23 protein-coding genes and 1 other RNA gene are annotated in these 22,395 nt (G+C 42.2%); 11 read left to right on the forward strand and 13 right to left on the reverse strand.

Annotation, left to right across the window (positions count from 1 at the left end):
- Window positions 1-643: 643 nt before the first annotated feature.
- Both ABJF11_RS03970 and fdhD read right to left on the reverse strand, forming a co-directional pair.
- Entirely contained in the window at window positions 644-997 is a 354-nt protein-coding gene (locus ABJF11_RS03970) for a hypothetical protein (protein ID WP_348118204.1), read from the reverse strand.
- An 11-nt stretch (window positions 998-1,008) separates the two neighbouring features.
- A complete protein-coding gene (gene fdhD, locus ABJF11_RS03975; protein ID WP_348118205.1) occupies window positions 1,009-1,851 on the reverse strand; it encodes a formate dehydrogenase accessory sulfurtransferase FdhD in 843 nt (280 codons plus the stop codon).
- Window positions 1,852-1,926: 75 nt separating this feature from the next.
- Between fdhD and ABJF11_RS03980 the strand changes: the two genes are divergently transcribed.
- Both ABJF11_RS03980 and ABJF11_RS03985 read left to right on the forward strand, forming a co-directional pair.
- On the forward strand, window positions 1,927-2,178 hold the full coding sequence (locus tag ABJF11_RS03980) for a MoaD/ThiS family protein (protein ID WP_348118206.1): 252 nt from the start codon (window positions 1,927-1,929) through the stop codon (window positions 2,176-2,178).
- 21 nt (window positions 2,179-2,199) lie between these two features.
- Entirely contained in the window at window positions 2,200-2,610 is a 411-nt protein-coding gene (locus tag ABJF11_RS03985) for a molybdenum cofactor biosynthesis protein MoaE (protein WP_348118207.1), read from the forward strand.
- Here the strand turns inward: ABJF11_RS03985 and ABJF11_RS03990 are convergent.
- Window positions 2,607-3,749, reverse strand: a complete 1,143-nt coding sequence (locus ABJF11_RS03990; RefSeq protein WP_348118208.1) for an NTP transferase domain-containing protein — start codon at window positions 3,747-3,749, stop codon at window positions 2,607-2,609. The two genes, ABJF11_RS03985 and ABJF11_RS03990, sit on opposite strands and share 4 nt — an antisense overlap.
- The gene (gene moaC, locus ABJF11_RS03995) at window positions 3,742-4,224 is read right to left on the reverse strand and encodes a cyclic pyranopterin monophosphate synthase MoaC (RefSeq protein WP_348118209.1); all 483 of its coding nucleotides are present in this window, start codon (window positions 4,222-4,224) and stop codon (window positions 3,742-3,744) included. Before moaC ends, ABJF11_RS03990 begins: the two co-directional genes overlap by 8 nt.
- A gap of 264 nt (window positions 4,225-4,488) precedes the next feature.
- On the opposite strand from moaC, the gene ABJF11_RS04000 reads away from it, so the two are divergent.
- Window positions 4,489-5,709, forward strand: a complete 1,221-nt coding sequence (locus ABJF11_RS04000; RefSeq protein WP_348118210.1) for a molybdopterin molybdotransferase MoeA — start codon at window positions 4,489-4,491, stop codon at window positions 5,707-5,709.
- 297 nt (window positions 5,710-6,006) lie between these two features.
- Here ABJF11_RS04000 and ABJF11_RS04005 read toward each other — a convergent pair whose 3' ends face one another.
- Window positions 6,007-7,527 (reverse strand): FMN-binding glutamate synthase family protein, encoded by a 1,521-nt coding sequence (locus ABJF11_RS04005; RefSeq protein ID WP_348118211.1) that lies wholly within the window; start codon window positions 7,525-7,527, stop codon window positions 6,007-6,009.
- Between the two features lie 151 nt (window positions 7,528-7,678).
- On the opposite strand from ABJF11_RS04005, the gene ABJF11_RS04010 reads away from it, so the two are divergent.
- From ABJF11_RS04010 to ABJF11_RS04025, 4 genes are read left to right on the forward strand one after another with little or no spacing between them, the layout of a single operon-like run.
- Window positions 7,679-8,233, forward strand: a complete 555-nt coding sequence (locus ABJF11_RS04010) for an RNA polymerase sigma factor (protein ID WP_348118212.1) — start codon at window positions 7,679-7,681, stop codon at window positions 8,231-8,233.
- Window positions 8,223-8,765 (forward strand): hypothetical protein, encoded by a 543-nt coding sequence (locus ABJF11_RS04015; RefSeq protein WP_348118214.1) that lies wholly within the window; start codon window positions 8,223-8,225, stop codon window positions 8,763-8,765. Before ABJF11_RS04010 ends, ABJF11_RS04015 begins: the two co-directional genes overlap by 11 nt.
- Window positions 8,746-9,804 (forward strand): hypothetical protein, encoded by a 1,059-nt coding sequence (locus tag ABJF11_RS04020; RefSeq protein WP_348118215.1) that lies wholly within the window; start codon window positions 8,746-8,748, stop codon window positions 9,802-9,804. The genes ABJF11_RS04015 and ABJF11_RS04020 overlap by 20 nt, the downstream gene beginning before the upstream one ends.
- Before the next feature lie 30 nt (window positions 9,805-9,834).
- The gene (locus ABJF11_RS04025; protein WP_348118217.1) at window positions 9,835-11,091 is read left to right on the forward strand and encodes a metallophosphoesterase; all 1,257 of its coding nucleotides are present in this window, start codon (window positions 9,835-9,837) and stop codon (window positions 11,089-11,091) included.
- A gap of 201 nt (window positions 11,092-11,292) precedes the next feature.
- On the opposite strand, the gene ABJF11_RS04030 is transcribed toward ABJF11_RS04025, so the two are convergent.
- Both ABJF11_RS04030 and ABJF11_RS04035 read right to left on the reverse strand, forming a co-directional pair.
- Window positions 11,293-11,625: a hypothetical protein gene (locus ABJF11_RS04030; protein ID WP_348118218.1), complete on the reverse strand. Its 333-nt coding sequence runs from the start codon at window positions 11,623-11,625 to the stop codon at window positions 11,293-11,295.
- A 37-nt stretch (window positions 11,626-11,662) separates the two neighbouring features.
- On the reverse strand, window positions 11,663-13,357 hold the full coding sequence (locus tag ABJF11_RS04035) for an amidohydrolase (protein WP_348118220.1): 1,695 nt from the start codon (window positions 13,355-13,357) through the stop codon (window positions 11,663-11,665).
- A gap of 103 nt (window positions 13,358-13,460) precedes the next feature.
- Between ABJF11_RS04035 and ABJF11_RS04040 the strand changes: the two genes are divergently transcribed.
- The 3 genes from ABJF11_RS04040 to ABJF11_RS04050 all read left to right on the forward strand — a co-directional run bounded on the left by ABJF11_RS04040 (window position 13,461) and on the right by ABJF11_RS04050 (window position 18,390).
- Window positions 13,461-14,003, forward strand: coding sequence for a cob(I)yrinic acid a,c-diamide adenosyltransferase (locus tag ABJF11_RS04040; protein WP_348118222.1), 543 nt, complete (start codon window positions 13,461-13,463; stop codon window positions 14,001-14,003).
- Window positions 14,004-14,107: 104 nt separating this feature from the next.
- Complete coding sequence (locus ABJF11_RS04045; RefSeq protein ID WP_348118223.1) at window positions 14,108-15,166, forward strand: branched-chain amino acid aminotransferase; 1,059 nt, start codon at window positions 14,108-14,110, stop codon at window positions 15,164-15,166.
- A gap of 365 nt (window positions 15,167-15,531) precedes the next feature.
- Complete coding sequence (locus ABJF11_RS04050) at window positions 15,532-18,390, forward strand: glycosyl hydrolase (protein WP_348118224.1); 2,859 nt, start codon at window positions 15,532-15,534, stop codon at window positions 18,388-18,390.
- 5 nt (window positions 18,391-18,395) lie between these two features.
- Here ABJF11_RS04050 and ABJF11_RS04055 read toward each other — a convergent pair whose 3' ends face one another.
- From ABJF11_RS04055 to ffs, 5 genes are all read right to left on the reverse strand, one after another.
- Complete coding sequence (locus ABJF11_RS04055) at window positions 18,396-18,944, reverse strand: hypothetical protein (RefSeq protein ID WP_348118225.1); 549 nt, start codon at window positions 18,942-18,944, stop codon at window positions 18,396-18,398.
- A gap of 118 nt (window positions 18,945-19,062) precedes the next feature.
- Window positions 19,063-19,773 (reverse strand): ATP-binding cassette domain-containing protein, encoded by a 711-nt coding sequence (locus ABJF11_RS04060; protein WP_348118227.1) that lies wholly within the window; start codon window positions 19,771-19,773, stop codon window positions 19,063-19,065.
- Window positions 19,774-19,777: 4 nt separating this feature from the next.
- Entirely contained in the window at window positions 19,778-19,981 is a 204-nt protein-coding gene (locus ABJF11_RS04065; RefSeq protein ID WP_348118228.1) for a fructose-6-phosphate aldolase, read from the reverse strand.
- Window positions 19,982-20,017: 36 nt separating this feature from the next.
- Window positions 20,018-20,674, reverse strand: a complete 657-nt coding sequence (gene fsa / locus ABJF11_RS04070; RefSeq protein ID WP_348118230.1) for a fructose-6-phosphate aldolase — start codon at window positions 20,672-20,674, stop codon at window positions 20,018-20,020.
- Between the two features lie 168 nt (window positions 20,675-20,842).
- Window positions 20,843-20,940: signal recognition particle sRNA small type (gene ffs, locus ABJF11_RS04075), an RNA gene on the reverse strand.
- Between the two features lie 123 nt (window positions 20,941-21,063).
- Between ffs and ABJF11_RS04080 the strand changes: the two genes are divergently transcribed.
- Window positions 21,064-21,921 carry a hypothetical protein gene (locus tag ABJF11_RS04080; protein ID WP_348118232.1) on the forward strand — a complete coding sequence of 286 codons (858 nt, stop codon included), beginning with the start codon at window positions 21,064-21,066 and terminating at the stop codon, window positions 21,919-21,921.
- A gap of 6 nt (window positions 21,922-21,927) precedes the next feature.
- Here the strand turns inward: ABJF11_RS04080 and ABJF11_RS04085 are convergent, their stop codons facing one another.
- Complete coding sequence (locus tag ABJF11_RS04085; protein WP_348118233.1) at window positions 21,928-22,389, reverse strand: peroxiredoxin; 462 nt, start codon at window positions 22,387-22,389, stop codon at window positions 21,928-21,930.
- Window positions 22,390-22,395: the final 6 nt, after the last annotated feature.

The raw sequence follows: 22,395 nt of genomic DNA on the forward strand, positions 1-22,395 counted from the left end.
AAGTAAGGAATCGCAACCACCGGAGTATTTTTGCTCTGGTGGTTTTTTTGTAGTGCAATGTTCAACCTGGATTATGCATTAGGAATCGTGATGAATGCTATAAAGCGCAAAGAAAGAGGCACTTATATTGAAGAGGCATAGCACCGCTATGGTGATTCAATAAATATATGTTAAGTGTCTATTTCAAAGTGCTTTATGATTGGAATAGATTATCTAATGCATATTTTAGGTTCAACTTCACATTGATACGTACTTCCTTTGATCATTTTTCCCGCAAATTGTCACTCTTTCCTTTCTATCATCCCAAACCCTGCTCTGTCATCCCAAACCCTGCTCTGTCATTTCGACTTTTCGGAGAAATCTATTCGTTCAATCAAGAAGCAAAATCTTCTGTCGGTCCGATCTTGAGCATTTTTATAGATTTCTCGCTCCAGCAGGGCCTTCACTCGAAATGACAAACAAGCACAATTGGGTGATATTTGCACGTTTAGCCTATCACCCCCTTTCTGTCATTCGGGCTCACCGGAGAAATCCTAACACCAACTGATAATCATTATCACAATCTGCTCTGTCATTTCGACCCTTCGGAGAAATCCAATCAAGTCCCTGCCACAGATTAGACATCAAGTGCTCAAGCCTTTTTTTAAGCCAAAGGGTTTGGAAAATTTTCAGATTCATCCTCACCAGGACGTTTGTGGAGGCATTGAAAATCCTTTTCTACCAATATCCTTACCTGTGATTGATCAGCATTTTCAAAACCTACCAGATCAGTTTCAGTCCATTTTTTGGCAAGATCAACAGGCACTAAAATACTGATATTGCTACCGTCAAAATCGACAGCGACTGCTTCATGCACTTCCGAACTTACCAAACGATAAGTCAATGAGCGTTCTCCAAAAACTATTGCATCACCCACCTCATGGTCCGATGCTAGCTGTGCTACCTCCGGCTGGCTTAGTCTTAGCCTTACAAAATTTCCATTGATTCTGATTTTCATTATTTCATTCGTTAGTACTCAGTCAAATTTACATTTTCGATCCCACTATAGATATTAAAAGAATCCTTTTTCAAGAAGCCAACAAGCGTCAACCCGGCCTCTTTGGCCAAATCTATAGCCAGACTGGAAGGCGCCCCCAGGCCGACAATCGTTCGAAGTCCTATGACGGCCGGTTTTTGTACCATTTCAAAGCCCAGTCGACCACTCAACCATAGGGTTTTATCTGACCAGTCCATTTGTTGCATGCTACCCACACCGATCAGTTTGTCTAGCGCATTGTGTCGACCGATATCTTCTCGGACAATGAGCAGTGCGCCGTTTTGATCAAAAAGTGCTGCAGCATGCAAGCCACCGGTATATTTAAAAGTGCTTTGGTGTTCTTTTACCTGATCTGAAAGGCCAAGAATTGTCGCTTTTTTGATTTTGAAAGACGGAGACTTGTGCTTTGGAAGTTCGCAGGTGATAGCCTCTAAGGCTGCTTTTCCACAGACTCCACAACTGGAGCTGGCATAGAAATTCCTTTTAAATTTATCCGGTTCGAATGGCAGATCATTTACCAGCTCTACCTTGAGTGTATTTTCTGGCTGTTTGGCCTGTAGGCAATATTTTGCTGAGAGTATATCTTTGGGATGACTCACTATTCCTTCTGAGAGTAGAAATCCTCGGGCCAATTCCTCATCTGCACCCGGCGTTCTCATCGTCACTGCCAAAGGAAATTCCCTTCTCTGAGTAGCAGCTCCATAGCCAACTCTGATTTCAAGCGGCTCTTCACGAACCAGAAGATCTTTGGTCTCTTCATGCCCTGCGGCACCGATTCTAAGAATTTTTGAAGTAGTTATACCTATCGTACTCATTTTCGTAAGGTTAAGTGTATAAAGTTAATAGAGCTTTCCAATAACTAAGGATCGAATAGATATCTTTGATCACAAATGAGTAATATCCAAATCAAAGTAGTAGCCTTCGGTATTGCCAGAGACATCATCGGTGCCAACGCATGCGCACTGGAGCTGCCCGTCAATACTTCAGTAAAGGAAGCCATGATTCAGCTGACCGAACAGTACCCGGGCTTTAATAAGCTGGCTTCTCTTCGGCTGGCGGTCAACGAAGAATATGTTGATTCTGATTATATAATTGGGGCAGAGGACGAATTGGTATTGATCCCACCAGTGAGTGGAGGCTGAGTATTCTTTTTGTAGCTAAATATGATAGAAATTACCAAAGAGAAAATTCAAGTGAGTCGGTTAATCGCAGCCGTTTCAGATCCGGGTGCCGGAGCAATAGATGTTTTCATAGGCACCACACGAAACAATACGGCATCCAAGCAGGTAATCAAATTAGATTTTGAAGCCTATGAGCCAATGGCTGTCAAAGAATTGCAGAAAATAGTAGATCGGGCTAAGCGTAAATGGCCGATTCTAAAATATGCAGTTTCGCACCGAATAGGTGTGGTAGAAATAGGAGAGGAAGCTGTGGTAATCGCTGTATCCACGCCTCATAGACAAGCTGCATTTGAATCCTGCAAGTTTATCATCGACGAACTAAAGCTGACTGTGCCCATTTGGAAAAAGGAGATTTTTGAGGATGGTGACGTTTGGGTTGCCGCTCACCCCTAGTTCAGCATTCTGATAGCCTCCTTGTATTCTTCTGGCGTATTTACATTTTTGAGAGCAGTAGGATCATCCAGGCTAATCATTTCTATATCCGTATTGATCAGTACCTTTCTGGGACAAGAATACCCAAGACTCAGAAAATGTAATAAATGGGAATATGCTCTTGGCTCCCACAAAGTAATAAGTGGCTCTGGAAAGTCCGTTTCAGGATTATAGAATGCTGTGGCCACCTTAGATGGATTCCTCTTTGATATTAAATAGTCCAGCGTGTCTTTTGTTAGAAATGGCTGATCGCATGCCGTCACCAGCCAGGCTACATTGGGATTGTGACGAAAAGCAGAGAGAATAGCACCATACGGTCCCAGACCGGTGAAGGTATCAACAATATCTGCTTTGCTATCGGTGTTTGCCTGGTCTGCCCGCACAGCATAATAAGTGCTGTCAGTAATCTGATTCAGCAGATCATACATATGCTCCTTTTGGCTCTTGCCAAAATACTGAATCTGACTTTTGTCTTTTTTCATTCTTGTACTCAGTCCTCCTGCTAAAACCAACCCATGGATAGGAGGGCGTCGTGCTTCGAGCTGATTCTGGATGAAAGCCGCAATACCGCTGGTATCCTCAATAGACAGTTGTGGTATTTGGTCTATGTTCTCAAGATGTGAGTGCAGAACTGCGGGAAGCTCTTGGTCGCCATCTTGAAAAAGGATCAGAACTACTTCCTTCAGCTTGTCAAGCTTCTTGTCGAGTGGTTTTCTAGAATCTATTACTACTATCTGCTTTTGACCTGGAAAATGATTGCCATTGATTAATACAAGATCCTGATCCACAAACTTTTTCTTGTAATCGAATGGGTTTTGTTCACCCATTTGATCATATCTATGAAAATCAATCTTATCGATATACTCCATGGTGTTGCCATGCTTGAGAGAGCTACCATCTAAGTTGGATGCGTCATCTGCACTTTTATGATCCGCATCCACATAGGCGATTTTATGTGTTGTAGATAGTCGTGTGCTGATGTCAGTCGCAAGTTTTTTAATCGCACCGCATGGAGTACCCAGGATGGCATATTCGTGGCGTCCGAAAGTACCCATCTCAGGTCTGATTATTTTGGCGTGTTTCTGATGTGTCTTATTCATAGTATGTAAAATCCTTTTTACCACCCGTCTTAGCAATTAGGCGTGTTTCTTTTATGACGATATCATGCGACAAAGCCTTACACATATCGTAGATCGTAAGTGCTGCCAGGGATACACCTGTTAGCGCTTCCATTTCCACTCCGGTCTTAGCAGAAATCTTTGCTGTACATTCAATAATCACCTCCAGACCTTTTACTTCCACAGCAAAATCGCATCCATCCAAGCCAATAGGATGGCATAAAGGGATCAGTTCTCCGGTTTTCTTGGCAGCCATCGTACCTGCGATAATGGCAGTTTGAAATACAGGTCCCTTTTTAGAATGTATCTCTCCAGCTTCCAGTCCATCCATGATTTCTTTTGTTAGTCTGACGGTGCTTCTGGCTGTAGCTGTACGCAAAGTAATTTTCTTCTCAGATACGTTAACCATAGCCGGGTTGTTACCCGAATCGATATGAGAAAATTTATCGTTTTTCATATTTGTAGTGAAATAGGCGGAGACTTGTTTTTAATTTACATGCTAACTTGAACTTGATATTAAAATAGTAAAAGTCGTCTTCGCGAGTAGTTTACCATGATGCTAATCAGGCAAGACCGAAGCAAGCTCTCTATTCAAAGAGAATGACTACCGTTGCTACCAGTGTTAATATTTTTGCAAAATATTAGTCGGGTCGCCGTCGAGCAATTTTTACTGATCAATAAATCAGGCTCAAGTTTATAGGTTAAAATTAGAGAATCTCGCATGATATCAGTCGAAGAGGCAAAAAATATTATCAATTTACAAACAGCGGAATGGGGACAAAGCAAACTTGCGCTTGCAGATTCCATAGGTGAAGTATTGGCCGAGGATATCTCGGCCGACCGTGATTTTCCGCCATTTGACCGGGTGACAATGGATGGGATTGCGTTGAACTTCGATGCTTTTGCATCCGGAAATCGACGATTCAAAATACAGGATATACAGTTGGCAGGAGCTCCTCCCCTGGCCTTGCAAGGGACCGATTCGGCCATAGAAATAATGACAGGTGCTGTGTTAAGTCAGGGCTGTGATTTGGTGATACGCTACGAAGATTTGGAATTCACCGAACATAATGGGCAAAAGTGGGTAACGATAGGTTTGGAATCAGCAGATCGATGGAAAAATGTTCATCGACAGGCAAGTGATCAGCCAGCAGGTACTCTTCTCATTTCTGCGGGAGTGACTATCACCGCCGCTGAAGTGGCGATCATGGCCACAGTCGGTAAAAGTCAGGTGCTGGTAAACAAAAAACCTAAGATTGCCATTGTCTCCACTGGCGATGAGTTGGTGGATGTAGCATCAATACCTATGTCTCATCAAATTAGAAAATCTAACTCTATCGCCATTCAATCCACATTAAATCAGTTGAATGTGCCCTGCACATTATATCACTTGCTGGATGACAAGCCTGCGTTGCTTGTAGCCGTTGCTGATCTGCTGGACTCTTATGACATTCTGCTTCTGAGCGGTGGTGTATCCAAGGGGAAAGCTGATTATTTGCCCGAGGTACTGGAAGAACTTGGGGTTAAAAAATTGTTTCATAAAGTAGCTCAGAGGCCAGGCAAGCCATTCTGGTTTGGTAGCAAACCATCCGGGAGCCAAGTGTTTGCCTTTCCAGGAAATCCAATTTCTACGTATATGTGCTTCAGAGTCTATTTTCTACCCTGGTTGCTAGATAATCTTGGGTATGTGAATCCACAGAGAGAAGCAGTGCTGATGGAAGACTTTAGCTTTAAGCTGGATTTGGGATACTTTCTTCAAGTAAGAGTAGAATACAATAATAATGGCAGTATGCAGGCCTATCCAGAAACAGGTAATGGTTCAGGGGATCTGGCCAACCTAGCTCAGAGCGATGGATTTTTGTACTTGCCTGCGGGGCAAGTAGATTTTAAATCTGGAAGATCGTATGAATTTTACTCCTTTGCTCTATCTAATTTCGCATAGATATGATCCATCTGGTCGAATGGATTAAAAGAGATTACTTCCTCCTTGCATCCTAATAAACATAGGAAAAAGAGGTAGAAGCTTAGGCTGAATACAAATCTTTTATACCGTAATAAGTTCTTCATGTCCAAATAATTATCTTTAACCAACCTTTCTCACTTAGAGTCCAAATAGACCAATTGGTTTAAAGCATAATAAATTTTTCTTTAAGATATACTTGCTTGATATGCTGCTATAGTATTCGTAATCAATGATTTATTGATATAGCTCTTTCGCTATATGACAAATGTACAATTCCTAGACATATTCACCAACTTTTATGTTTGGATATATTTCCGCATAGGTTTTTATGTGTTCCTGACTGATTCTACGATAGACATGATGCCGCTTTATTTTGGTCAAAGAGTCTGCTCCAGTAGCTCCCATAAATTCTACGAAGCTTTTTACGGTCTCATTATGAAATTTTGCGACTCTGCTTATTTTATCCTCGACGTTTAGACCTTTGATCAGGTGCTGTTTTTGAGTGGCTATACCTGTAGGGCAATGGTTACTGTTGCATTCCAAGGCCTGGATACAACCCAAGGCGAGCATCATACCCCTGGCACTGTAGCAGGCATCTGCACCCAGCGCAATGGCTCTGAATATATGAAATCCGGTTAGAATTTTCCCAGAGGCAATTACCTTTACCTCTTTCTTCAAATCATAGCCTCTCAGAGAATCGCAAACAAATGCTAAGCCTTCTCTCAGCGGCATACCGATATTGTTGGAAAACTCCAATGGAGCGGCACCCGTCCCGCCTTCTCCACCATCTACGGTGATGAAATCTGGAGCGATACCCGTATTCTGCATAGCTATGCACATATCACTAAACTCCAACTTGTTGCCCACACAAAGTTTGAATCCGACGGGCTTGCCACCGCTTAAATCTCTGAGTTTCTTTACAAACTCCATGAGTTCCACCGGATTGTTGAATGCGCTATGTGCGGGAGGGGAGTCCACTCGCGTATAAGGCTCTACGGCACGTATAGCTGCAATCTCTTTAGTGTTTTTTACGGCAGGAAGAATCCCGCCATGCCCGGGTTTAGCCCCTTGCGACAGCTTGATTTCTATCATCTTTACCTGTGGTTGAGTAGCTTTCTCCTTAAACATTTCATCATTGAAAGTCCCGTCTTTATTCCTACAACCAAAATATCCGGTACCAATTTGCCAAATGAGATCACCCCCATGTTTGGTGTGATAGCCACTGATGCTGCCTTCTCCAGTATTATGAGCAAAACCACCTTTATATGCACCACCATTTAGCGCTTCGATGGCACGGTCACTCAGCGCACCATAGCTCATAGCAGAAACATTAAAAATACTTGAACTGTAGGGCTGTTTGCAATCTGAGCTGCCGATCAAGACTCTGGGCAGAGGATCCAACTGATGATGATCGATAGGATGGATCGAGTGATTCGCCCATTCATATCCATCTTTGTAGACGTCGATTTTTGTTCCGAATGGATTGGTAGAAAGTGCTCCTTTTGCTCTTTGGTAAACGATCGATCGAAACATCCGGTTGATAGGTGCACCGTCTGTCTCAGACTCAATAAAATACTGATAGATCTTTGGTCGCAGATCCTCCATGATATATCGAAACATTCCCAGAAATGGGAAATTTTTTCTGAGTGTATGTTTTTTGTCCATGATATCAGAAATACCGATAAACAGAATAGGGGCTAAGACCACAAAACTCCACCAAACCCATGGGTGGTATAAGGATACTGCTATCAGCGTAATACAGGTGACGATGGACAGGCCGATGAATTGATTTCTCATAAGTAAAGGTTATAAATGATCTGCATCAAATTAGTCATTTTATCCCTCTGATGCACATATTGCAAGAAAATTATAAATATTACACATTATTGTAAGTCGTATGCAACCCTCTGGAGATTCACTGGTCTTTGGTATAGAATTTCGATAATCGTTGGAAATAGGAAATAAGGACATTCATTATCATTTGGTCGAGGCGGCAAAACGCCACGATCAATCAGCACAGTTCGAGCTTTACAATCTATATGTAAAAGCTATGTTGAACGTGAGCTTTAGGATCGTGAATGATCGTGATGAAGCCGAAGATGTGATTCAAGAGTCGTTTGTCAATGTTTTTAAAAACATCGACAAATACAGAGGAGATTCCACTTTTGGAGCTTGGGTAAAACGGATTGTTATTAATGCTTCAATCAATATACTCAAGAAAAGAAGGATGGATCAGGTAGATGTTGAGCAAGCTGGAGGTGTGATAGATGATGCCTATGAAGTAGAAGAGGAATCTCTCAGTGTTCCAGCCATCAAATCTGCCATACTGGAATTGCCAGAAGGATTTAGAACGGTGCTCACCCTCTATATGTTGGAGGGTTATGATCACAAGGAAATAGGAGAGGTTTTGGGAATTTCAGAGTCGACCTCAAAATCTCAGTTTAATAGAGCAAAAAAGAAATTAAGAGTGATTCTTAAAGAAAGATATCAGTATGAAAGATAAGTTAGACAATTTCATTTCAGAGCATAGGCAGTCGTTTGACGACCTGGAGCCGAGGGCCGAGACCTGGATTAAAATTCGAAATGATCTGGATCAGCAAAAGCCAAAAGGAAATACGACCTGGATTTGGAAGGCAGCTGCAGCAGTTTTTCTATGTCTGTCTGTTGGTCTGGCCATAGAGCGAACGATGAACCTTGGCCCCGCTCAAATCGCATCAGTGGAGACAGGAAGTCCTTCGACTGAGCTTCGGGAGGTGGAAAGCTATTATACTCAGCTGATTTCTGTCAAACGAGATGAAATAGAAAGTGTAATTGAGGACAAAGGCCTGGTTGATATGGAACTCCTTCGGGATATAGAGCAGTTAGATTCAATGTACTTGAATCTGAAAGATGATCTCGAAAAAAATCAAAATGATGAAAGGCTGATCAACGCCATGATTCAAAATCTACAATTGAGAGTCGAAATTCTAAATAAACAATTGAAGATTTTAGAACGCATAAGTAAATATGAGGAAGATGAAAAAATTAGCGTATAATTTGATGGTAATGATGGTCCTTACTGGGCTATTTGCCAATCAGGCTGTGGCAGTTGGCAATGAGCTGGACTACGAAAAAACTCGTAAAATATCCAAAAGCTATGAGGTGCAGTCAAATGTAAAGCTTGACATTGAAAATAGCTTTGGGCGTGTGCATATCAATACTTGGGATCAGAAAAAGATCACCGTGGATATAGAAATCATTGCCAGGATGCACAATGAGAATAGGGCACAAGATCTCTTGGATCGTATCAATATTGATATAAGCGAATCCAGCTCCGTCATTGCTTTTGAAACAAGACTGGGCAATCTCAAAAATAGAGATAGAGAAGAGTTTGAAGTCAACTATAAAGTCAATATGCCCAAGACAAATCCGCTAAAACTTAAAAATAGTTTTGGTGGCAACTATCTTGGGGATTTGGCCGGCGAAAACGAAATTGATATTTCCTATGGTGACTTCAAGTTAGAAAGCCTGACTGGCAAATCTGATATTAGGATTTCATTCAGCGATGGATCTATCAAGCTGATCAAAACGGGAGAAATAGAGATCAAATATTCGGATGTGGAAATAGGCGAAATTGGAATGGCAAGAGTTGAACAGGGATTCTCAGATGTAGAAATCGATAAGGCTGGAACACTTAATCTCACCAGCAAATATGGGGATATGGAAATCGGAGTCGTACAAGGTATCAAAGGATATGTTGGATATTCAGAGTTTTCGATCGGGCGCCTCGAAGTCGAAATGGACATGGAGACCTCCTATAGTGGAAACTTTACTATAGATGAAGTTGCTAGAGGATTCACGGAAATATTGCTGGATGGCAAATTCGGTGACTTTAGAATATCCTTTGAAGAGGGGTGTAATTTTACATTCGATACCGAGCTCAGTTTCAGTGATTTTAGCTACTCAGGTTTACCCCTCGAATTTGATTATAAAATCAAAGAAGACTTCAAGGCTAGATACAAAGGCAATATGGGGACCGGCAAAGGTGGCTATGTTAGAATCGATACCAGCTACGGCGATATTCGATTCAGATAAAACCATATAACTCCAAAGCTCAATCTGCGTATGATGATTCCTATGCACAGATTGAGTTTTTTTATTATTGTACTTCTGGTGTACTCTCTGCTGGATTACTATGTATTTCAGGCAGTCAAGGTTGTCACCTCCAACTTCTCATCTTCAACCAGAGTATTATTTCATACACTGTATTGGTCGCTTACCGTTTTGTCTGCGATAGCCGTGGTCGCTTTCACCACCGTAGATCCTGGAAAGTATGCCAACCTTCGAACCTTCCTGGCCACAGCTGTCTTTATGAATATTTTGGCCAAGCTCACTGCCGGACTTTTTGTTTTTGCCGATGATATTGTACGACTTGGCAAATATGCGTATCAGGGCATATTCCAGAATGGTGTGGCCAGCCCTTCCACTTCCGGAGGTATCTCCAGATCTGAATTCTTATCCAAATCTGCTCTACTGGCTGGATCTGTACCCATCGCGGCCATGAGCTTTGGGATTTTATCCGGGGCTTACGATTATCGAGTAAGGCGCCGTACCGTTACTTTAAAAAACCTACCTAAGGCCTTTGATGGAATCAGGATAGCGCAACTATCAGATATTCATAGCGGGAGCTTTTATAACAAGACAGCAGTTTCAGGCGGTATTGATATGCTAAATGCAGAGAAACCAGATTTGTTTTTGTTTACAGGCGATTTAGTAAACAACGAGTCCAAAGAGGTCGCCGATTATCTAGATATCTTCTCCAAAGTAAAAGCCGATGCCGGCAAGTTTTCAATCCTTGGCAATCATGATTACGGTGACTATAAGTCTTGGAACTCACCTCAAGCCAAAAGAGAAAACCTGTCTCATTTGGTGCAAAGCCATAGAGATATGGGTTGGGATATCCTGCTCAACGAGCATCGTTATGTGGAAGTAGACGGTGAGCGATTGGCAATACTTGGCGTTGAAAACTGGGGAGCAAGAGGTTTTGCAAAATATGGCAATCTGGACATAGCTGCTAAGGATGTAGAGGCAGATGTTAAAATATTGCTATCTCATGATCCCAGCCATTGGGATGCACAGATTCGTCCAGAGCATAAAGATATCGATTTGACACTCTCAGGACACACACATGGCTTTCAATTTGGCGTAGAAATAGGAAATTTTCGCTGGAGTCCTTCACAGTATTTGTACAAGCAATGGGCTGATTTATACACAGAAGGCCATCAACACCTTTATGTCAATCGTGGATTTGGATTCCTTGGTTATCCGGGGCGTGTAGGTATTCTTCCAGAGATCACAATTCTTGAACTCAAGCAGGCTTAATGGCAATCTGTTAAGGGCATTCATATCATCAGGTGTTATGATTATGAATACTGCTTAGCATGAGAGTTGAGTATTGATCATTAGTAATTTTAGTAAGTTCCCTTTTTTTGGTTGAAATAGATAGGGATATTAAGCAAGTATTCAATAAGAGGCTTCGGCCTCTTTTTTTATGCCTACACTTTTTCAAGCATGTATTTTCATTCAGAATGAAATATAAATATCTTCTTCTAAAGCGCTGATTCTCCATTCGAAATCATACGTTCCTTCTGGTTGATCCAGTCTGACAGCTCTTAGAAAATAATTTTTATCCTTGATAAACCCGGGAATAATGCTGGATTCATTTGGACCAAGCACAATGATCCTAGAAAATCGACTGTCAAATTCCTCTTTTTTTAGGATGACAAATGATTCAGAATTGGTATTATGGACTTCTGCTTTTACGTCAGTATCCAAAAAAGAAGAATCAGAGATGAAAGGGTTTTGCTCAAGGCACGAAACTAAGAGCAATGTGGAGAGTAGGATTGCAGGTTTCATTTTGTCAAAACAAAACAGTATTAATAAAGGTTCCCTTCTATTTTTGGTAGAGCACTTCACCGTTTACAATAGTGTATTCTATCTCTGTAGTTAGAATTTCTGCTGCGGGCACCTCCATGATATCTTTCGATAATACTGTGAAATCTGCCACTTTACCAATTTCTATTGTACCCTTTATATCCTCTTCAAATGCGCCGTAAGCATTGTTGATTGTATATGCCTTCAATGCTTGGGTTCTATTCATCCGCTGCTCTGGCTCGTAGCCATTATTAGGTTTGCCCTCTAGCGTTTGTCGAGTAATCGAGGCGTAATAGTTAGCCAAAGGATTGAGCGGTTCCACAGGTGCGTCTGTGCCGTTCATGACATTGGCGCCTGTAGAGATCAGTTCTTGCCACATGTAGGCACCCTCTATGATCCGACTCTCACCAAGCCTGTCGATGGCCCATGGACGATCTGAGCTCATATGTATGGCCTGCATAGATGGGATAATCCCCAACTCCCCAAATCTCGGAATGTCGGTGCCAGCGATATGCTGAGCATGTTCTATTCTAAATCTTGGATTTGCTCTTGTAGTATCTGATTTCAAAATGATCTCATACATATCCAACACCTCATGATTGGCACGGTCGCCTATGCAATGCGTAGCGATCTGAAATCCATTTTTAGTTCCCTGCTCGGCTACTCTCATAATCTGATCGGCAGGTGTGATACGCAACCCCTGTACGCCGGGAGCGTCAGAGTAGTCTTCCAGTAGCAAAGCACCACGTGAACCTAGGGCGCCGTCAGAATAAAGCTTTATAGATCTGATGGTCAGATAGTTATCTCCTAATCCGATTTTTGGTCCCGAAGCATACCAGTTCTCCAGCAGCTCTTCTTTGCTACCATCAAGCATTACATAAAGTCTGATTTTCAACAAACCATTATTCAAGAATGATTCGTACAGATCAATTGTTTTTTGTTTGGCCCCGGCATCATGAAAACTCGTAATTCCGTTTTTCAAACATTCCTCTATGGCCATATTTAGTACCTGGATGCGTCGCTCATCAGAATCTTCCGGAATTATTCCTTCAAGCAGGAGCTCTGCCGTTTCATTTAAAATGCCAGTAGGATTACCTCCCAGGTCTTTGAAAATGGTGCCTCCTTCGGGATCAGGTGTGTCTTTGGTGATGCCAGCGAGTTCCATTGCTTTAGCATTGGCCAAGACAGCGTGTCCACTGGCATGAGAGAGTACGACAGGATTGTTTGGAGAGATTTCAGAGAGCTTGTTGTGGGCAGGAAAGCCATTAATCATATTTTCCGGTAGGACATACCATTTGTCCTGATGCCAACCCCGCCCAAGAATCCATTCGCCATCTTCAGCCTCTTCCACCTTCGCCTGTACCATTTCTATGATCTCTTCATAGCTCTTGGTCTCCAATAAATCGAGATTCAGTAGATTTTCTCCTATCCCCATGAGGTGCGCATGACCCTCGATAAGTCCTGGGGTTAGTGTTTTTCCTTCCAGATCAATGATTGAGGTAGTATCTGCAACCCATTGATTAGCATTTACATTGTTGCCCACATATACGATTTTTCCATCTGTGACAGCTAGTGCTTCCGCCTTGGGTTGGGTGTCATTGAGCGTGTATATGTTCCCGTTGAATAGGACCAAATCTGCTTTTGGATGTCTGTCTATGCATGAGAATTGAAGACAAATAGCCGCAAGGGCTAAAAAATAAAATGTAGAGCGCATTTTGGTTCTTAAAATTTGAACTATTCAAACAAGTTAGAACATTAAGTTTACCATTTTTGTAGCTAATAATCAAAAAAATGTTCAGCGAAGGTAAATCTCAACAATGAAGGTATATACAAAAACAGGAGATAAAGGAACCACAGGATTATTAGGTGGGACCAGGGTATCGAAGGCACACCTGAGAATCGATGCCTATGGCACTGTAGATGAATTGAATAGTCACGTGGGAATGGTACGAGACCAATCTGTAAATGCCCCTCTGGCAGATGAAATCATTGCCATACAAAATACCCTCTTCGTCATAGGATCGCACCTGGCCTCTGATCCGGAAAAATCGAAAGTGACTATTCCTGATATTGAAACAAGTCAAATCGTTTTGTTGGAAGAGGCAATCGACAGAATGGATACTGAGTTGCCACCGATGAGAAATTTTGTGCTCCCGGGAGGACATGTTTCCGTATCTGCCGGACATATTGCACGATGTGTTTGTAGAAGAGCCGAACGTCTTGTCATAGCCTTATCGGAAAACGAACCCGTAAATGAAAACGTAATAAAATATCTAAATCGACTGTCAGATTACTTATTTGTACTCTGTAGATGGATGACGCTGAAGTTGGCAGCAGAAGAGGTGCCATGGAAGCCCTGAAAAAAAGAAGTTGGCTAATTTGAAATCATAATTTGGAAGGTATTAGACATTGATTTTGATTAGATTTGCACCTATATAACTACCCAAGACAAAACTTTTGACCAATGATTGAAACGGCACAATTTGAAATAAAAAAGACTGATAAGTCTAGAATAAGTGAAGTAGATTTTAGCAATATTCCATTCGGCAAAGTATACGCTGATCATATGTTTGTCGCCGATTTCAAAAATGGAGAATGGCAGAATATGAGAATAGAACCATATGCAGATCTATCTATCAGTCCTGCAAATGCCACACTGCACTACGGTCAGTCGATTTTCGAAGGCTTAAAAGCATATAAAAATAAAGAGGGAGAAATTTTGATTTTCAGACCGGAGGCCAATGCCAAACGTATGATTGTCAGCGCTGAGCGAATGTGTATACCTCCTGTTTCAGAGGAGTTTTTTATGTCTGCACTTTCTGAGTTACTCAAACTTGATAGCGCCTGGGTACCCAACGAACCCAACACCTCTTTGTACATCCGTCCGGTAGTATTTGCCGATGATCCCTATGTAGGAATTCGACCGTCTGAAACTTATAAATTCCTGATTTTCACTGCCCCGGTAGGTGCCTATTATTCCGAGCCGGTGAATGTCAAAATCGAAACTAAATATACCAGAGCAGTAGCTGGAGGTGTAGGATACGCCAAAACTGCAGGCAACTATGCGGCCTCTTTATATCCAGCGCTTCAGGCACAAAAAGAAGGCTACCATCAGCTGATTTGGACAGACGGGCAGACACATGAATTTATCGAAGAGGCGGGTACTATGAACCTTCTTTTTTATATCAATGACACCTTAGTTACCGCGCCGACAGGTGATTCAATTTTGGATGGTATCACCAGAGACAGCGTACTGACATTGGCCAGAGATTGGGGAATGAAAGTTGAAGAAAAAAGATTGAGTGTGAAAGAGTTGGAAGAAGCTTTGAAAAAAGGTGAGGTAAAAGAAGCATTCGGTGCAGGTACGGCCGCTACTATCGCCAAAATCCATAAGATTGGATATAACGGTACGGACTATGTGTTGCCAGAAGAAAAACCGTTGGCTGACAAATTGTTCGCTACCCTCGACAAGATCAAACTTGGTGAAATCGAAGACACGCACGGCTGGGTGTACAAAGTATAACTTAGATAAATTTCAAAAATTCAGATCCCAATTAAAGTTCCTCAGTGGACTTTGAGTGGGATTTTTTTTGATTGAATATTTCAGTGTCCATTGATTATTAGATTTCTCCGAAGAGTAGAAATGACAGAGTGGGAGACGAAATCACAGCACTGATTCGAGGTGACATAAGAACTGACTTAATGAGAATGATAGGCTAAACGTACAAAACAATCTGCTCGTACCTCTTTGTCATTTCGAGGGGAGGCTCTGCCGAAACGAGAAATCTATAAGCCTACTTTGAGTAGTAGTAATATTCGAAACTAGGAGTCTATAAGAATAATCCCTAAATTTCTAAGTCAATAGAAAAATACTCCAAAATGATCGACATGAATCGGATTACAGCATTACTAATTACCTTATTATTTTCAACATCTATATTCTCCCAATCAAAATTGGAAATACCAGCACCGACGGCTGCAGAGGCTCGGATGGCAAATAAAGACTTGAAAAAAGAAATGCTCAATTCTTCATTAGTCAAGGATATTTCCTTTAGAAATGTCGGCCCAACCATTATGAGTGGCAGAGTGACGGACTTGGCTGTTGATCCGGCCGATCCAACACATTTTTATGTAGCATACGCCTCCGGCGGGCTTTGGGAGACTAAGAATGGAGGATTGACGTATGTCCCTCTTTTTGATAATCAAATGGTCATGTCTATTGGTGATATAGCTGTCAACTGGAAAACCAAAACCATTTATGTAGGTACAGGAGAGAACAATTCGAGCCGGTCGAGTTATTCTGGTGTAGGTATATTCAAGACAACGAACAATGGCAAGACCTGGACCCATTTAGGGCTCGCCGATACGCAGCATATCGGAAGAATCACCCTTCACCCGACCAATGATCGAACCTTGTGGGTTGCAGCTATTGGACATCTCTATTCTGATAATGCAGAACGGGGCGTATATAAATCCAACAACGGAGGGCAGACCTGGGCAAAAACACTGTATGTGGATGATAAAACCGGGGCGATAGACTTAGTCATTGACCCTTCCAACACCAACGTCCTGTACGCCTCTATGTGGCAGCGTGATCGCAAGGCTTGGAATTTCGAAGGATCGGGTACGGGTAGTGGTATCTATAAATCCACAGACGGCGGTCAACATTGGACAGAGATATCAGGTGGAAATTCAGGATTTCCAGATACAAAAGGCACCGGTCGAATTGGTTTGGCTATCTATCCCAAGAACCCCAAAATTATCTATGCCCTGCTAGACAATCAAGACCGAAGACCGGAAGACACAAGCAAAAAGCCTGTGGACGGGCTTACCAAAGATCAGATCAAAGGAATGGATAAGGCCACTTTCCTCGCACTTGATGACTCTCTGCTCAATGACTATCTTAAGTCCAACGGATTTCCTAAAAAATACGATTTCAAAGAAGTCAAAAGACTCGTTAAGGTAAGCGAGGCCAGACCAACTGATATCGCTAGCTATTTCGATGATGCCAATGCGAAGCTTTTTAATACGCCGGTCATAGGAGCCGAACTGTACAGATCTGATGACGGTGGCGCCACCTGGCGAAAAACTCATCAGGATTATATTGAAAACATGTACTATTCATATGGGTATTATTTCGGCGAAGTACGAGTATCGGCTGTCAACGCTGATCATGTATATGCTCTGGGTGTACCGATCATCAAATCAGAAGATGGAGGTAAAAACTGGAAAACCATCGAAGGAGATAATCAGCACGGAGATCATCAGGCACTTTGGGTAGACCCCAAAGGATCTGGCTATCTGATTAGTGGCAACGACGGTGGAGTTAACATTTCTTATGACGACGGTCGAAGCTGGGCGAAGAGCAATAGCCACCCTGTGGGCCAGTTTTATGACATCAATTATGACATGGACGAGCCCTACAATATATATGGTGGTCTGCAAGACAATGGAGTATGGTGGGGCCCTAGCAACTACGAAGCTTCCACAAGCTGGCAAATGACTGGGAAATATCCATGGCAGATGTTGATGTGGGGAGACGGCATGCAGACAGAAATTGATACCAGAGACAACAACACTATTTATACCGGTTTTCAATTTGGTCATTATTACAGAATAGATAAGACTTCAGGCAAAGAGAAAAAAATCACCCCGATGCACGAGCTGGGACAGAAGCCTTTTAGGTGGAATTGGGAAGCACCGATATTATTATCAAAACATAACCAGGATGTAGTATATATGGGATCCAATAGACTACACAAATCCATTAACAAAGGAGATGATTTCGCTCCACCCACCAAGGATTTAACAAAGGGTGGAAAGGCTGGCAATGTGAGCTATGGTACGCTCACGGAGATCGCAGAATCCCCACTGAAAGCAGGTTTACTTTATATTGGGACCGATGATGGAGTGGTGCAAGTGTCACAAGATGACGGGTCGACTTGGACCATGATAGATCCTAACCTTACCAAGAACTATTGGGTAAGCAGTATTGTACCATCGAAATACAAAGAAGGTAGAGTGTATTTGACGCTTAATGGCTATCGTTGGGATCAGTTCGACGCACTGGTTTATGTATCCGAAAATTATGGTAAGATCTGGCGTGCGATTGGACTCAATCTCCCGAAAGAACCTGTAAATGTAATCACTGAAGATCCAATCAAGGAAGACGTGTTATACATAGGTACTGATCATGGGGCATACATATCCACAGATCGAGGCAATACCTTTATGCCGCTAGGCGGAGGGCTCCCGAATGTAGCCGTACATGATATGGCTGTCCATCCACGAGAAAATGAATTGATAATCGGTACACACGGGCGTTCTGTTTATGTTGGGGATATTTCAGCCATTCAGACCCTTGCAACTCTCGAAAGAAAAGAAAGTTTAAAGATACTATCGGTAGAGGAGGTCGCCTTCAGTAAATCCTGGGGAGAATTCAAAAACGAAAATCAATGGAGCGGATACAACGAGCCGTCCAATCAGATCATATTCTATAGTCAGTCATCAGGCCAGGGGCAACTCAAAGTGATCCAGGGAGATCGCACCATGTTTCAGACGAATCTCACTATTGTAGCAGGTCTAAATTTTTACAACTACGATCTCAGTCGATCTGGAGAAGCCGCTGAAGATGGTACGCCCGAAGCTAAAAACGGCAAGGTGTATTTGGAAATGGGCAAATATGATTTGGCGCTTTTCAATGGAAAAAGTACAGTAAAAGGGCAATTGGAAATAGTTGAAAAATAGCAGATTTACTGTGCTGCTACAAAAATGACCAACGCGGTAAGACCAACTATTGATAGCGCGACCTCTGCCGTACTATTGTCAGACTCTTTCTTTAGTTCTGACTTTACGGTTTTCACGAAGGTATCTCTTGTGGTATAAGGATAGTTCTGATGAGAAAACGTGGTGTCTTTACGGATTCTTACGGCAAGACCGGTAAAAACAGTAGAGGCATATTGATCGTCAGACTCTACATCAAACAAAAGCCCTTGCTCTCGTATAGTAGACCCAATTGACACGTTGATGATGGCGTCAGCGCAGTTTTTCCACGCCTGAAACTTCAAATGATCCAAGACCTGCTGGTCGTTTGTGTACCTCTTACCTTCCACCTTTACCAAGCCGATTTGATCGTATTCAAAGTCAATAGTTTCTCCTTCAAAGAAAATATTTAAGGTGTCACTTTTGTTGCTGCACTGATACTCAGTGACTGATATCAGCTGGGATTTAGTGAAGTTGCCATAAGTGATGCAGCCACTAGCAAGAATCAATAGGGAAAATTGTAGGATGTATTTGCGCATAAATTCATGGTGTAAGATGATTTTATGAGCTATTCAATTTTAATGCCGAATTTGATTTTGCTGTGTGGTGTTCAACTAATGAACTCGCAGAGGTTTAAAACCAAAAATGATGTGTTTTCTAATAATGCCCACTCAGCTCAAACTCTTCTTGCTCAGAGTCCAAAAGTTTGCCATTTTCACATTTCAGGATCCGATGCGGGTAGCTCTCAATTACATTGTGATTGTGGGTAGCCATGAGTACAGCTGTTCCGCTTCGGTTGATTTCCAAGAACAGATTGAATATCCCGTCTGAGACTTCAGGGTCAAGGTTTCCAGTAGGCTCATCTGCTATGAGTATTACTGGCTCATTGATCAGGGCTCTGGCAATCACCACCCGCTGTTGCTCTCCACCAGATAGTTGGTGTGGCTGCTTGTCGGCAGCAGCACCTAGCCCTACGCGCATAAGCACTTCAGCCAGCCGCGTTTTTATTTTTGACTTTTCTTTCCAACCAGTAGCTTTCATGACAAAAATCAAATTCTCGGTGACTGTGCGATCAGGAAAAAGCTGAAAGTCTTGAAAAATAATCCCAATTTTTCTTCGCAGAAATGGGATATCCTTCGATTTGATGTTTTTGATGTTGAATCCTGCAATGTCTGCAGTTCCCTCTCGCAAGGTTAGATCAGCGTAAAGCGTCTTTAGTAAGGAGGATTTCCCGCTTCCAGTCCTACCCACCAGGTATACAAATTCACCTTTTTGAATCTTGAAATTTACTGTATTCAGTACGGCCTGGTTTTCCTGATAGATGGTGGCTTCATTCACTTCTACCACAGGATTCGAACTAAATTCCATTGTACTATATATTTAAAGGTTGAATCTTTCCGAACGGAAGCGCCTCAATGATAGACTTGAGTTCCTCTTCCTTGCCTTCCAGACCATATTTGTCCAGCTTTTTCAGTGGGCGATCAGCTCTAAAATAGGCAATTAATACGAAATCATCATCCCGAAGCTGGATATAGTCCGGTATCTTGGCCTTTCCTTTTACCTTAATGATATGCATAAGATTTATTCCTTCGGGAGGATGATTTTACTTGATTTAGTTTCCTTTTTGATGGTCTGCTAAAAATTGAGCCAACCCACTATCAGTCAATGGGTGCTTAAGCAATCCAGTGATTACTTTCAGCGGGCAAGTTGCTACATCAGCACCGATTTCTGCACAGTGAATCAGATGCATGTTATGACGCACAGATGCCGCTAGTACCTCAGTGTCCAGCTCAGGGTAGTTGCCATAGATGTGCACGATTTGCTCGATTAGCTGAAGTCCGTCTGTAGACACATCATCTAATCTTCCGATAAATGGAGAAACGTATGAGGCTCCGGCTTTGGCAGCCAATAGCGCTTGTCCTGCATTAAAAATCAGCGTACAGTTGGTTCTGATTCCTTCGGTGCTAAGTGTCTTTATGGTTTTGATGCCGTCTTTGATCATTGGCACCTTCACTACTATTTTGTCATCGATTTTGGCTAATACATGCGCCTCCTTCATCATAGTGTCATAATCAGTGGCAATCACTTCTGCACTCACATTGTTGTCTACGATGTCACAAATCTTTTTGTAATGCGCCAGAATATTGCTCTCTCCAGTGATGCCTTCTTTAGCCATCAAAGAAGGGTTGGTGGTCACGCCGTCTAGTACGCCCAGGTCGTAAGCTTCCTGAATTTCGTCAAGGTTGGCCGTGTCGATGAAAAATTTCATATTTTCTATTTTTTATTTGAATGTAAATGGTAGTTCAACAAAATTATACAGAAATGCCGCAATGAAATAAGGATTCAATGAGATTATAAATGAATACTCTTAATCCCAGCCTGGGACAGCAATTTTATCAATGAAGAATGAGGAGAATTATAAAAAGAGAGGGAAATAAAAATGGCAAACCTATATCGCACCGCTACGACTACCTACCCTTGCTTCTTTCCAGACCTGGGGGAGTTCGATAGGAGCTGGTCGTATCGATTTGCCACTACAAAATTAGAATGATTTTATCCTAATGCCAGACTTCCTGCAATTATTTTTTAAAGAATTGGAAACCTCCTTCAAAGTGACCTGTCTTTTGGTTGAAATTAGTTAGGAATTTTACACAAGAAATGAAAAAGACTCAAATCATACTCGGACTACTGCTGCTTACTTTTAATGGATTTGGCCAGACCATCATCCCTCAAAAATCGGATACCACCAAGCAGAAACCTAAGCTTCAATACTTCGGAGACGATGAAAGTAAAAATGAATCGGAACAGCCCAAGGAAGGACCTCAACCAAAGATTGCACAACCAGTCCAACTGCCGATAAAAACGGATACCATTACCACGCAGCCAGTCATCATTAAGTATTACCAAGCCACTGAGCCATCTGAGCCTGATGTGGTAGAAAAACCTAAACGTAGTAGAAATCAAATTAAGACGCTGACTGGTAGAATGAGTCATAGCGGAGGATATGGAGCGGTAAGCTTCAAGACTACCAGTTTTCTAGATGAAACACTAGTTCTGGGTGGACTCCGAGGTGCATGGGTAGTCAATCGTACGCTAGCCATTGGGTTGGATCTATACGGAATCATACCTACTACCAAATATCAAAACATTGATGATAATGATCCTGACAAAAAGGTCAGACTTTTGGGAGGCTATGGAGGGTTGATGCTGGAGCCTGTCTTCTTTTCCAACGAGGTGGTGCATATAACTTTTCCTATTTCTGCAGGAGCAGGATGGCTGGGATATGAAGATCCGGAAAGAAGAGATTTCCTTAGAGATTCTGATGAATTGATCGACGAAGATGTGTTTTGGTACATAGAGCCCGGAGCCAATCTGGAAGTGAATGTAGCGCGCAACTTCCGCATCGATCTAGGGGTGTCCAAGAGGTTTACTCAAGACCTTCAATTGGTCAATACCTCTCCAGATGAATTTGAAAACATCAATTACTACCTCACACTGAAAATAGGCCGGTTCTAAGCTAATCTATTGATCTGCTGAATCTTGAAGGGCAGCTAGTGCTTCTTTGATATGTTTCTTACCATTAAACTGAGATTGGAAACGATGGAGTAGACGGCCTTCGCGATCAAATATAAAAGTGATTCGTTCTAGTAGTAGGCCAAATAGGTTTCGCTTGATCCCAAACAATTGCTCTACTTCTTTTTGCGAGTCACTCAGCAGCTTAAACGTAAGCCCATGTTTGGTAGCAAATCTTTTATGAGATTTAATACTATCTGCGCTGATGCCAAATACCTCAGCGTCAAGATTCTTGAATTCGTTGTAGTTGGCTTCAAATGAGCAGGCCTCGATGGTGCACACCGGGGTGTCATCTTTAGGATAGAAAAATATCACCAGGGGCCTGCCAATATAATCGCGAATAGCCACCTCCTGATTGTCCTGATCAGCCAATGTAAATTCTGGTATTAAATCTCCTATTTGTAGTGTCATATATCT

The sequence above is a fragment of the Reichenbachiella sp. genome (assembly GCF_039941815.1).
Classification (GTDB): Bacteria; Bacteroidota; Bacteroidia; order Cytophagales; family Cyclobacteriaceae; genus Reichenbachiella.